This is a genomic window from Cyanobacterium sp. IPPAS B-1200, assembly GCF_001747005.2.
Lineage (GTDB): Bacteria > Cyanobacteriota > Cyanobacteriia > Cyanobacteriales > Cyanobacteriaceae > Cyanobacterium.
The window spans coordinates 18,595-30,633 of record NZ_CP182906.1; the positions used below are offsets into that span (position 1 = coordinate 18,595).

The following is a 12,039-nucleotide window of genomic DNA, read 5'->3' on the forward strand; positions in this document are numbered from 1 at the left end:
TTGGGGCTTGAGTAGCAACCGTACAGAAAACCACGCTAAGGCTAAAGTTCTCTCTCTGTCTAAGTTTCAAGAACCTACTTTTTAGACATGATCACTGTATTAATTAAACTAAGGTCTATTTGGTACAGAAATCTACTACGAGATTTCAAGCGTTTGAGGGTGATAATTTTTAGAGGGTTTAATTGGTACAGTTCTTATCGGGGTTTCTTGTACAAATGCTACTCAAACCCCTCTTTCTATAGCGTTTTTTATAATTATGAGATACATTTATTATTCTTAAGTCCCCCGAATTTGCGGGGGATTTAGGGGGATCATCTTGTACTCCGTAACCATGATAATTGCTATATTATAGTTAATCAATATTGAAATGAAACGCTCTCGGATGCCACAATATTTATTTGACAAGGCTTTTAGAAGAGCAAAATGTCTCAAACACAATTAAACTAACTATATTTATAGACCCAGATAATAATTTTTTTTGTATAATTTATACAATATTATAAGCTCAAACTCTCCCTTAATAAGACGAAAATTATTTTATTATAACTAATATAAAATATTTATTTATTGTTCAAACAAACTATTTTAAAAAGATACTAAAAGCTATAAAAATCATCAAGAATCTTATCAGCCAAATCCAGAGGATTATCATTAAAAGATAACTGAATTAAACCAGCAGTATCCGCCAAAAAAAGATTATCATATTGACGAGTCATAGAATCAATCGCATTAAGTAAAGCCTCCTCCGTCAACTTAAAAACTAATCCAGGGCTACTATAATCATAAAGTAATCGACTAATGCTAATAGTAGTTTGATTGTCACTCACCCAACTAGCATACTCCAAACAACAAGCCATAATTATTTCAGGGGGTAAACTCGCCTTAACACCAAAACGAAATCGATAATCTCTTGAATTGAGAGGTTGATAAATTAACCCCAACTCAGCAAAAGGAGAATCGATGGAGTCCTCCACAAAACCATCTGTATTAGTATCCACATACATTCTCAAAATACAAGTAACATCTTTCGTAAGGGAAGAATCAGCAATATTAGGCTTAATCTCATCCCGAAAACCCTTCAAGCCATTTACTAAGTCATCCCGACTAAATTCAGTATCATTGAAATGATTAAGAGCATAATACCATGACGTTCCAGTGCAAATAGGCTTAAGGAAATTCCAATGTAGTAACCACAAAGAAGCAGGATTTTCTAAATATTTATCCCATCCTTTCTCTCCCAATAACCTTCGCCCGAAATCTGAGGGTTTATCATCATTGTCAGTAACTTTGAAAGCATTACACCAATAACGAATACTCCTCACCATATTCTTACCCACTCCCAAACGAATAGGGGCATCATCCGCCTGAAAAATATTATTATCTTTATCAACGGCAGCAAAACCCTTGTTTAACCATCCCCATCGAGGATGGAACGTTTCATGACGGGCAAAGATTGGATTTATAGGGTTATCTAACAGATTCAACTCCAAGTTAGTTTGAATCATTCAGTCTCAGTTGTTTATGGTTAACTTTGTTGTGCAATACAATATTATGCTTTTTCATGACAACATTCAATTTATTTATTAGAGTTGTTGCGAAATAGGTTTTAACGTTATGTCTAAGTTCCCTCTCTGACTTATTTTGAGCGAATTGGCACGGTTCTTACAGTTTCCCTAGCTTTACACCAACATGTAAAGTATTAAATTTTCCAAAATATCCTATCTTTTTCATGGTCTACATTACCTTTTTCATACATATATTTGATCGTTTTTTGTAAACGAGTTTTAATACTTTTATTAAGTTGTTTAAATTCTAAAATGTTAGCAACTTCTTTCATCAATCCTTCCTCATCAATAGATAAAGATTGCTGTACAATCCACTCTGATATTACGGCTAATTCTTGAATAGAAATTTGTTCTATTTTTCTTTTATATTCATCATTATTTGTTCTGGTTTTATCCCAGTTTTCACATTGAAAGCGACTTTGCCAAACAAATTCATCATTTAAGTATAATTTACCTTCTTTTATAAGTTGCTTAATAGTATTGGTTAAATATGTTTTTAATTTTTTACTCATACTAGAGTATGACCAACATTGGGCTATAGGTCTTAACATATCATTGAGTAAAATGGGAGCTTCAACTTCTATGAGTTGGTTGATTTTTATTATGACTAAAACTTTTGATTCTTTTTCATAAATTAACCCTTTATTATCGGTAACAACTTCTAAATTAGCGGTAACATAAGGAATTAAAGGGCTAGATTCTAATAAAGTGGATTGACTCTCTTCTACCTTATTTAATTCTTGTACGTCTGTTATTTTCTGTTCATTTTGAAAGCGACCATTTTCTTCTTTTGTGTTTCCAATAGTACTCGCTCTTTTAAAATTACTTACAGTAGTTGGAAGTTGATTGTCATTCGTTCTTAACTGAAATTGTAGCTCGTAATCTGTTTTTTGTGAATTTTTTTGCTTAATTTTTTCTGACTCTAAAATGGAAAATGAATCAATATTTGGTATAGTTTCACTATTATTTTGAGATAGGGTATTTGTTAAATCAAATTGTTCAATCGCTTTTTCTATTGCTTGTTTTAATTTGCTAATTTCTTCCTCCCGTCTAAATTTCCAATCTAGTGACCAAATTCTGTACATATTCCATTTCATTAACCCTAAAACAACTTGTCTGACTCCTTCCCTATCCAATACTGTAGGGGCTTGATGATAACTAATTCCATCGGTTTCGATTCCTAAAACGTAGATGCCTGGATGTTGGGGATGAACTACGGCTAAGTCAACTCGATAACTACCTGAACCGACTTTACAGTTTACGGTATAACCTATATTAACTATCTCTTGATATATTTGCTTTTCAATATCACTATCAAAGTCATTTGTTTTTAAGAATAAATCCTCAGATTGACGGGAAGACTTTTCTGCAAATTCAAGAAACTCTTTAAGATGTAGCGCCCCTATGGGGCAGGGGTGATTCATTCTAAGAGAAAAAAAAGAGACTCAAGTCTGGAGTAGAGCCATCTCTGGGCTTTTGTCACCGAAGGAAAATCAAGTAAGCGTAAAAGATTTAACGCTATAGTTTTGAGAATAGAGATATTAATAACGGCATTAAGGTTTTTGATAGGAGATTGATCCTCTTTTAAAATTACATCCTTAATCCAGTGTAAATTATTTTCAATACTCCAATGTTCTCTAATTTTTTGAGCAAAAACCATAGCATCTTTTTTGAGACTACTCATATAATAGAGTGTTTGTTGATATGGTTTTGAACCTCGAAATCCCTCTCGTTGAACTTCAATAACGGATTTAATACTGATCCAACGAGGGTCAATGTTTTCTGGTGGATTATATACAGATATTTTTCTTGTAATATGACGACCATGACTAAAATCAGTATCATAAAAACTACTACGAGAACATTGATATTTAACGACATCATCAATGGATTGATATAGTTTTTTCTGGTTCTTTTTTACAGTGATTAAATAATCATTATCAGATTCAATAATTTTGCGAGTAGTCTCTTTTTGACAGTGTAAAGCATCGAGAGTAAATACAGCGTTGGTAACAGTGCTATTAGTTATCAAATCTTGACTATAGGGAATTTCAGATCCTTTTTTATTCTGAAATGTTCTTAAACCATAAACCCTTTTATTTTGGTGATTAAATAAAGAGATAAATACAATGAAATCTTGTTGATTTCCATACTTATCTGTGACAGTATTTCTTAAACTTTTACCATCGATAGAAAAATATTCTTGCTCTTGTTGTACTGAAATTAATTCTTGAGACCATTGATTAAAAAGAGATTCTAATAAATGATGGTCAAAACTAGAAATAACCCTTCTAATAGTAGAGTAAGAAGGAAGGTTATTACTTTTTATCTTCAGCATTTTAGATAGTGCTTTTTCATTATATTGACAAAAATCTCCTATGGCTCTGTAGCCGATAAACCCAGAGATTGTTCCTAGTATAAAAACTGTTAAAATTACCCATAATTGATGTCTTTTCCCTTTTGGGTTACGATAATCCTCGATTTGTTGAAGTTTTTCTACTAGACTTTTAAGCATTATTGAATGTAAAACAATTAGGTGAGCATTTTCTAATTTACTAGAAAACATTCACCCTTTCTTTTATTTTACTCCCTACTTTGAATCACCCCTGCCCCTATGGGGGGTAAAGAGGAGATACGTGTAAAATCGGACACGATGTAAAGTTTTGTAAAGATAGCTCTTTGAAAAGAGATTCAAACATTGCCTAGTTTGTCTTCTTTTAGGCAAAGTTTCAAATATTTGAAACGTAATTACAATGCTTTGAGATAGGCATTTTAAGGTACTTCAGGTTTCATTTTAGGCAAAGTTTTTTTGCCATTGATTTATTTTCAAGAAATATTTATGCAACTTATGTTTTGGCGATCGCTACTTTTTGGAGGTATTATCGCTATATTGATAGTATAGCAAAGGTTTTAGCAACAGGCTGCACTTCGTCGGGCGAACCTTCTATTTAGGCCTAATACCCTAGTGGAAGAGAAATATCTGAATCTTTTATAACCTAAGCATTACAACAGTTCACCAAGATAGAATTGGTTCTAATTGGCTATATTTGGCTTAATAATTGGTTATTTTATGGATATTAACGAAATCTCAACAAGACTGAATATAAATGAAGAAACTGTTGAATAAATGGTACAGATAGGGTTTATATCAGCAATGGGCGATGCAATCACTGAATTAAATGCTCGGAAACTTCCTGTCTCTCTTATCCTGAAACGACTTGATTAATTTTTTTACTACGGGTTATCTACAATTTATGTTAAAACCTACTTCAAAAACATAGCCTGTAAAGGTTTGGGAGAATGTCAATCCCTTGAAATCAATAAAATAAGAACGCTCTTATTCGTTGCTATATATAGCTTATACCGTATTTTTAACATAAAAATTTTATAACCCGTAGTAAACAACAAACACCCAACCCATAACTTTCTCGTTAAAACGAAAGCAAGGGTAGCCACAACGCCCTTGTGGGGGAGGAGCGAGTCGAGCGCTCCGTCTTTCAACACCATTCATAATAGTGAAGGAATAGATCTATTTGAAGTTAAACCGCATGGCTCAAAGACTTCACGCCTTCACGCTCCCTATATTTATTTGTACTGCATGTTATAGGGGTTTTATGATAAAATGCACCTCAAATGTATAGCCTGTAATAGTTTGAGAGAGTGAATAATCAAAGCAACCTTGAATAATCAAGCCAAACCAACAACGGTCATATCCACTGATATATATAAGTTATAGGGTAGTTTTAACATAAATATTAGATAAGGTGTAGTACGTTTTTGAGAGAGAAAGGAAAATCCCCAAGTAAACCAATTAAAGGTCGAACTCAGGGATGGGGGTGGTAGTTAATTAAATACCTTGATTACGCAAAACAGGAAGAGCGTTAATGATGTGCCAAAATTACGAAAGGAAATCTCAAGATAATAATTATCAAGCAGAGGTGTTTGGCATAACTTCTTTAAGATTAACACTGTCAACTGGTTTGGCGAAAACGAGACTTCTATCGATTTCAATATGACAGTTTTTCAAAAAGGTTTTAATGCGTGTTTTGCTTAGGGATGTTAACCCATCAATATTAACCTGCCTATCCATCGCTTTACTTAAAGTCAGTTTGTTGTTTTTAACGACTTCCATTTGCACATCAGACAAGAATAATGAACCCATCTCAACCATTTTTGTCTTTAGCAATTGCATGGATTTCAACACAGGGTGTCTAATAATTGCATCATCTACCGACTTATTTAAACCACTATTACGCACGATGATATGCTCAATTTTATCCCCGTATTGTTTCAATGAACGTTCCATTAATGTGAGAGACTCAGGTGATCCGTCCGTCACAAACCAATAGTAAATGGGGAAATCGCTCTCTTCAAGAATACTACGGGCGCTTAACCATTGATTAACAAGTAGTTCCACCTGAGCAGGTAAATTAACTACGACTAGGTTACCATTAGACGCTTCCTCATATAATAAATCAGCCCTGAACGACTCACGTTGATCCTCACTGAAATATATCTGGTTAATGGATGAAATTTCTTCCTTTTCTTCCTCATCATCAGATAATATATGGTCTTTATGATCTTCATCCGATAAGGCTACTAAACCACGAAGCTGTGATTTTGTGTTTTCCCCTAATGAACTAACAATGTCAGCATAAGACTCACCATAAGCTAATCCCACGTCAGGGCTACTTCTATCAGCATCATAAAATTTATAGTCAATACCTAAATTATTGAAATACTCCAACAAAACCATGGTGAATAGTGATTTGCCAACACCACCTTTTTCTCCAGTTATAAAGTGTAGTCCTTTTAATTGTTCCATTTTTACCTCTAAATCAAGTTATCAAAAGTTGCAGAATCATTAAAACTCATTTCATCATCATCCAAACCTTCATCCAAAAGATCATCATCATTTAAACTCTTTTGTTCCAATTCAATTAAATCAGTATCCGAACTATAGAAATTCAGTTGACTGTTTAAAATTCCTATTGATTTACCTTGTAATTCTTTTAATAAAAAAGAGTCGTTAAATAATGGTGATTTTTTTAATGCCATTGGCAACCAAAATGCTCGTAACACTTCTAACATTACCTCTGTATAAGTTTGCCCACGGGCAACTGCATAGTCTTTAATGAATTTTATTAATTCATCATCATAAGAATTAGAGGCATAATAAATTTTTATTTCTTTTCTCTTTGATGTCGTCATTTAACTACTCTATTTTTTTTCTTAATTTCTATACAAAAATAGTGCCAAAGTACCCAAACATCAGCCATGCGATTACCTAAACCTACTGCCTGTATATCCTCTGGTAATTTCACACCACCATGCCAGAATAAAGTTACTGGACTAACTGTTTTTGCCCATTCTTTTAAATCTGGTTTTAGATAATCTGCTGTACCCCCAGAGATTACTATTTGTTCAACATCTTTGGGTACTACCTCTCTCAACCAGTTTTTAAGTCTTGAAAGATATTCTATTTTTGCTATTTGTATCTGAGATTTTAGGTTATCTAACTCAATTACTCTAGCTTCCTTTGTTTCCTGCCTTAGCATGGACATTAAACAGCTATCATCACTGCCATCCCCGAAAGAGGAGATCGCCTCTGTCAGTTTTTCAATGGTATAACCAGAAGTTTTTTGTTGAACTGACTCAACCATCTGAATAAAGCCTAAATCAGTGGTTTGAAATTTCCCAATGTTACCCTTTTCAACCAATACCGCACTAGCATTGCGATAACCAAACATCAGGTTTACGCAGAGGGAATTTGACGCTGTTTCCTTTTCTAAACGCCAATGTTCCATAAATACACCAACTCCTTCTGGTTTACACTCAAAATTGAGCAGTGACACTTTAAAAGTACCATTGGGAGTTTCAAATTCTGATAGTGCCAACTCTAATTCATTCTCAAACTTTGCCCTATCTTCATACTCCCCCGGTGGTAAAAAACAAGCGAGAGAAATATCAAACTCCGCCCCCAACTTAAATTGTTCAGCCATTACCCAACAAGCTGACAATATTTTGGGAATTGCCAGACTAGCTTTTAATGGTTTGAGTTGCGGTGTTGCTAAATAACTTTTTGCTAGATAACCTACTGCATAATATTCACCATTCACACCTACCCATGCTCTATTTTGACGAGCGCCCCTTATTCCTGCCATACTTTTACTTTGTAATGACTCTAGGGGCATCTCACATATTTCTGGATTCATTACTACAGTTTTTCTTTTTGCTCCAGATAATCCACCTATTATTTTTGTGGCACTTCCTCCAAAGTCCAAAGTCAATATTAACTTTTTCTTTTTTTCTTCTACCATTTTTGTTCAGTAATTATGTACTATAATTATTACTCCCTTACTACTTCCCTGTTTATTCCTTATTACTCTCCTAAATAGGTACTAACAAGTGTTTTGTCACTGTTTTCGTAGGGAGGATCTAGGGAGGATATAGGGACAATATCACCCATACTAATTCATTTTAATGATTTTTTATTCCCAATTCACCCCAAAACGGTTGTAACCACGAGGACTCGTTTAAATAAGCCATTTTTGCAAATTGTTAACTTTTTAATCCAATTTTCATTGGTAGGCAATAAAATAGGGTTATTTGTTGTGGATTTAGCCAAAAAATGACGTTTTGAGGGAAAAAACTTGCCTAGAAAAATTATTTGTTCAGTCTACCTTAATGAAGATGAAAAGGAAAAAGCAAATGCCCTTAGTGAAGAAAGAGGGATAACCCTATCAGATTTATTTAAGTCAGTATTGTATAGAAAGATTCCCAAGACACCAAGCCAAGTAAAAGTAAAAGCAATCTTAAAGTTAGGAGAGGTGAGGAATCAGATTGAAGAATTGATGGAATGTATACCATTGGAACAACAAAAAAAGTTTAAAGATTTTTCAAAAGTGTTAGACCGACTTTCCGCACTTCATTTTGTCACAAATAAAACGACATAAAGAAGATGAGCTATTTGTAATGGTTTGAGTAAAAATTATCTTTAATGTCTTTTTCTCTGCTATTTTACTCTTGGACTATTTCTATATTTTCCCACCACAAACCTATGCCATCAATTTTTTTATTTTATGTTGTAATGGCTCTTATTTTTGTTGATGTTTTCCTAACTATCAAGGTTTTTTATTGATAATATTCACGACATTTTGCTGGTAAATATTCTAATATTTCTTCTCTATCTTTATTCATATTTACGATTCTTTCTTCTTCATTTATTTTTGCCAGATAGATTCCTTGAAAGCATTGGAATATCCATCTCATTGTTACTTTTTCTGTTCTTTTTCCTACTTGGTTTCTCAATCCTACTTTTCTTCTTTTTAATTCTTTTCTCATTTCTCTTTGAGCTAGGTTATATATCAATAAGCTCAAGGACATTAACCATAATATCCCTTCCAACCTCTCCACCTTTTTTACATAAAAACTCTCGGTAAAAAATAAGGGATTCTTTAAAAATCTAAATCCTCTTTCTACTTTTTGTTGTTGTTTATATTCCCATAGTATTTCCCATGGTTTTAATCTTTCTTCCTCCATTACATTGGTTGCTAAGATAAATCTTCCTGCTTGATTTTTCTTTTTTTCTATTTCTTCTTCCTTCTCTCTTACCACTACACTTACTTCATATTTTCCTTTCTCTTGCTTTCTAATGTCTTCTATCTCTAACTCATAATATTTAAACCTTTTATTCTTTTTCTTTATTTCTCGTTCACATTCTTTGTTATCGCACCACAATTTTCTAGATATTTTCTTTTTCTCTTTTTCTACTTCCTCTTTTTCTAGGGGAATTGCTTTTTTTATTTTTTTTAGATCGCTTTCTTTTCTTTTTTTATTTTCTACTACTAACCATCTCTGGTTTATTCCCCCATAGTTTTCCTTGATTACTTTCCATTCATAACCTCTTTCTTTCAATTCTTGTTCTTGCTCATTTTCTATCTCTGTCCATAATATTTCTTCGTTTTCTACTAATTCTCTCCCTTTTTTTACTGTTAATGGCACTCTTGTTATCCATTTCATTTCCCCTAGTAATTGGATATTCTCTTGACTATATAAGGCACTATCACATACTGTTATACTCTCTGTTTCTATACTTTTCTTATACTCTTTTACTATCTTGACAAATTCTTTTTTATCACTTTGATTTCCCTGTCCTGATTTCATCCATAATGGTATTTCTCCGTCCCCTGATACTATTAAATTTAATACACATTGTTTTAAATCTGGACGATTATCTTTTGAATACCCATGACATATTTTGATGGTTTTTCTATTTTCTTCTTCCTCATTTTCATATTTACCATCCACATGAAATGATGTGGAGTCTAAGTGGTGATAATTACTTTTTATTTGATATTTTTTTATTACTTCTATGACTATTTCTATGAACAAATTACTTAGTCCATATTCGTATAGTTCATCTAAACTTCTCCCTAATTTGTCATCATTTAAGTATTCTTTTTTTACTTCTTTTCCTAGTAATTTTTCTATTGCTTTGTCGTTAAAAAACTCTGAAAATAGGTACAATGGCTGAGACACAAAACCCAAGGCATTGAGAATCATTGCCTTGACTACTAATCCTTTACTAATTTTTTCTGTAGCATAGGATGGTAGTTTTTGGTTTACAATCTCTACAATGCCTACCTCGTCTACTATTCCAGCTATTATACCTAAATGATCAATATTTTCTATTTCAATGTTTATTGATTCATACATTTTCCTAGACTTATCATTACTCTATTAAAACTAATTTACTCTATTCCACTTCATCTTTTTTATCACTTTTTTTGTAGTATTCTTGCTTTTTCTTGAACTATGCGGAAGGTCGGTTAGAAGAAGTAGAGGAAGAAATTGAACTATGCCCGTAGCAAAGCAAATAAAAGGAGCTGACTTCTACCGATGTATATCGTACTTACTTGATAGGGAAGAAAAAGAAATCATAGAAAGTAACCTGTCAGGTAAAACAGCGATCGCCCTTAGTAACAAATTTGAATTATGTTGTCAGTTAAATGGAAGGATGAGAAAGCCTGTATATCACGCCACAATCTCATTTAACCCTTCGGAAGATGAATTAGATAATAGAAAGTTAAGGGCAATCTCCTATGATTATTTGTATGGAATGGGCTTTGGGGAACAACAACCTGATTTAGATAAGTTGGAGAAGGAGAAAAGGAAGGGTGAAGGGCGAATGTTTGGTAGGGAATCCCTTGCTGTACCTTATGTGGTAGTGAAACATGATGATACGGAACATCAGCATATCCATATTGTGGCAGGTAGAGTAAGACATGATGGAAGCTGTGTGTCTAGTTATTGGGATTACCGTAAGTCTGAAAGGGTATTGAGGATGCTGGAAAACTACCACGGATTATCAAGCCCTGAAGGCACGGAAGTATTACAGGAGTTGAGAGATATTTTAGATAGGGGTAAGGAGCAATGTAAGGATTTTAAAGAATTAGATTTAGCCCTAAACCAAGAGGGGGTAAAGGTTTACAAGAAGAAGAGCGGTATTGTTTATGGTTACAAAAATAGTCACTATAAGGGTAATACTTTAGGAGCAAAATATACTCTACAGGGGATGAATAAGGTATTGGATATAAAGGGATTAGAGGACTATCAAACCACTACCCCTAGTTTTGAATTTGATGATGAGTTTATTAAAAGGTTAGAGCAGTATAGGAATACCATGGAACAACTACTCAAAAATCAGGATACTGAGAGTTATAAGGGTGATTATTATGCCATTAAAAGGAGTAAGAAAAGTTTGGTGGTGAGTAAGGTTGATAATTCTGATGAAATGATTAAGTGGATTAAACCTGCACCTAATAAGCCATGGATTCTTAATAACTTTAGGTTTACAAGGGATACCTATGATGATTTTGAGCAGAAGACAAAAGGAGTAAAAAACACCCTTGAGGTGCAGGAGAAAGAGAGGGTTAAACAACTCGAAGCTGTCAAAAAGCAGCAGGAGATTCAGAAGGAATTAGTGGAGCAGATACAGTCACCACAATCGCCCTCGGGAACTACCACTACTAACTCAGCAACCACCAAAAGGAGAAGGAGGAGGTAACCAGCGCACTTTAACCCCAGAAAGAGACAAGTAAGATAACGAGCGCACTTTAACACTACCAAGTGACTTTAACATGAAAATGCAAAACCCGTAGTAAGATAACCAGCGCACCTTAACACGAGACAAAACGCCCTTGTGGGGGAGGAGCATTACGTATCTTGTTTTTTGGTCATCACCTATGGTGATAGAACACGAGCGTTAATGATGCTGACCCTTTAACCTTAAACCAGTGGAGCAGAACGCTTCACCACTACACGCTCCCGACATAAATAACACAATACTGCTAGACTCATCACAAGAGTCTTTTCTATCCTCAATTGTTAATTACCCAACTATCTTTGTCTCACTCCTTCAAAGTCCAGTGTTAACTTTAACCGTTTCTGTTTTTTCTAGACAATCTTTTTC

General features: G+C 33.8%; 9 protein-coding genes. 2 read left to right on the plus strand and 7 right to left on the minus strand.

What is annotated here, in order from left to right:
* Window positions 1-596: 596 nt before the first annotated feature.
* The 6 genes from A5482_RS15465 to A5482_RS15490 all read right to left on the minus strand — a co-directional run bounded on the left by A5482_RS15465 (window position 597) and on the right by A5482_RS15490 (window position 7,885).
* Complete coding sequence (locus tag A5482_RS15465; RefSeq protein ID WP_201150078.1) at window positions 597-1,505, minus strand: DUF4007 family protein; 909 nt, start codon at window positions 1,503-1,505, stop codon at window positions 597-599.
* Window positions 1,506-1,699: 194 nt separating this feature from the next.
* Window positions 1,700-2,989: a hypothetical protein gene (locus A5482_RS15470; protein WP_069791237.1), complete on the minus strand. Its 1,290-nt coding sequence runs from the start codon at window positions 2,987-2,989 to the stop codon at window positions 1,700-1,702.
* Window positions 2,986-4,080, minus strand: a complete 1,095-nt coding sequence (locus A5482_RS15475) for an ISAs1 family transposase (protein WP_069791932.1) — start codon at window positions 4,078-4,080, stop codon at window positions 2,986-2,988. The genes A5482_RS15470 and A5482_RS15475 overlap by 4 nt, the downstream gene beginning before the upstream one ends.
* 1,413 nt (window positions 4,081-5,493) lie before the next feature.
* On the minus strand, window positions 5,494-6,390 hold the full coding sequence (locus A5482_RS15480; protein WP_069791721.1) for a hypothetical protein: 897 nt from the start codon (window positions 6,388-6,390) through the stop codon (window positions 5,494-5,496).
* Window positions 6,391-6,398: 8 nt separating this feature from the next.
* A complete protein-coding gene (locus A5482_RS15485; protein ID WP_069791720.1) occupies window positions 6,399-6,776 on the minus strand; it encodes a hypothetical protein in 378 nt (125 codons plus the stop codon).
* Window positions 6,773-7,885 (minus strand): ParM/StbA family protein, encoded by a 1,113-nt coding sequence (locus A5482_RS15490; RefSeq protein ID WP_069791719.1) that lies wholly within the window; start codon window positions 7,883-7,885, stop codon window positions 6,773-6,775. The genes A5482_RS15485 and A5482_RS15490 overlap by 4 nt, the downstream gene beginning before the upstream one ends.
* Before the next feature lie 333 nt (window positions 7,886-8,218).
* Here A5482_RS15490 and A5482_RS15495 point away from each other — a divergent pair, with 333 nt between their 5' ends.
* Window positions 8,219-8,521: a hypothetical protein gene (locus tag A5482_RS15495; RefSeq protein ID WP_446684868.1), complete on the plus strand. Its 303-nt coding sequence runs from the start codon at window positions 8,219-8,221 to the stop codon at window positions 8,519-8,521.
* Between the two features lie 178 nt (window positions 8,522-8,699).
* On the opposite strand, the gene A5482_RS15500 is transcribed toward A5482_RS15495, so the two are convergent.
* Window positions 8,700-10,283 (minus strand): IS1634 family transposase, encoded by a 1,584-nt coding sequence (locus tag A5482_RS15500; protein WP_069791669.1) that lies wholly within the window; start codon window positions 10,281-10,283, stop codon window positions 8,700-8,702.
* Window positions 10,284-10,425: 142 nt separating this feature from the next.
* Between A5482_RS15500 and A5482_RS15505 the strand changes: the two genes are divergently transcribed.
* The gene (locus tag A5482_RS15505; protein ID WP_446684869.1) at window positions 10,426-11,634 is read left to right on the plus strand and encodes a relaxase/mobilization nuclease domain-containing protein; all 1,209 of its coding nucleotides are present in this window, start codon (window positions 10,426-10,428) and stop codon (window positions 11,632-11,634) included.
* Window positions 11,635-12,039 lie beyond the last annotated feature (405 nt).

Coding starts and splice junctions, on each gene's coding strand:
- A5482_RS15500 (WP_069791669.1), bottom strand. CDS start 10,283: ATGTATGAATCAATAAACATTGAAATAGAAAATATTGATCATTTAGGT.
- A5482_RS15480 (WP_069791721.1), bottom strand. CDS start 6,390: ATGGAACAATTAAAAGGACTACACTTTATAACTGGAGAAAAAGGTGGT.
- A5482_RS15485 (WP_069791720.1), bottom strand. CDS start 6,776: ATGACGACATCAAAGAGAAAAGAAATAAAAATTTATTATGCCTCTAAT.
- A5482_RS15465 (WP_201150078.1), bottom strand. CDS start 1,505: ATGATTCAAACTAACTTGGAGTTGAATCTGTTAGATAACCCTATAAAT.
- A5482_RS15490 (WP_069791719.1), bottom strand. CDS start 7,885: ATGGTAGAAGAAAAAAAGAAAAAGTTAATATTGACTTTGGACTTTGGA.
- A5482_RS15505 (WP_446684869.1), top strand. CDS start 10,426: ATGCCCGTAGCAAAGCAAATAAAAGGAGCTGACTTCTACCGATGTATA.
- A5482_RS15470 (WP_069791237.1), bottom strand. CDS start 2,989: ATGAATCACCCCTGCCCCATAGGGGCGCTACATCTTAAAGAGTTTCTT.
- A5482_RS15475 (WP_069791932.1), bottom strand. CDS start 4,080: ATGCTTAAAAGTCTAGTAGAAAAACTTCAACAAATCGAGGATTATCGT.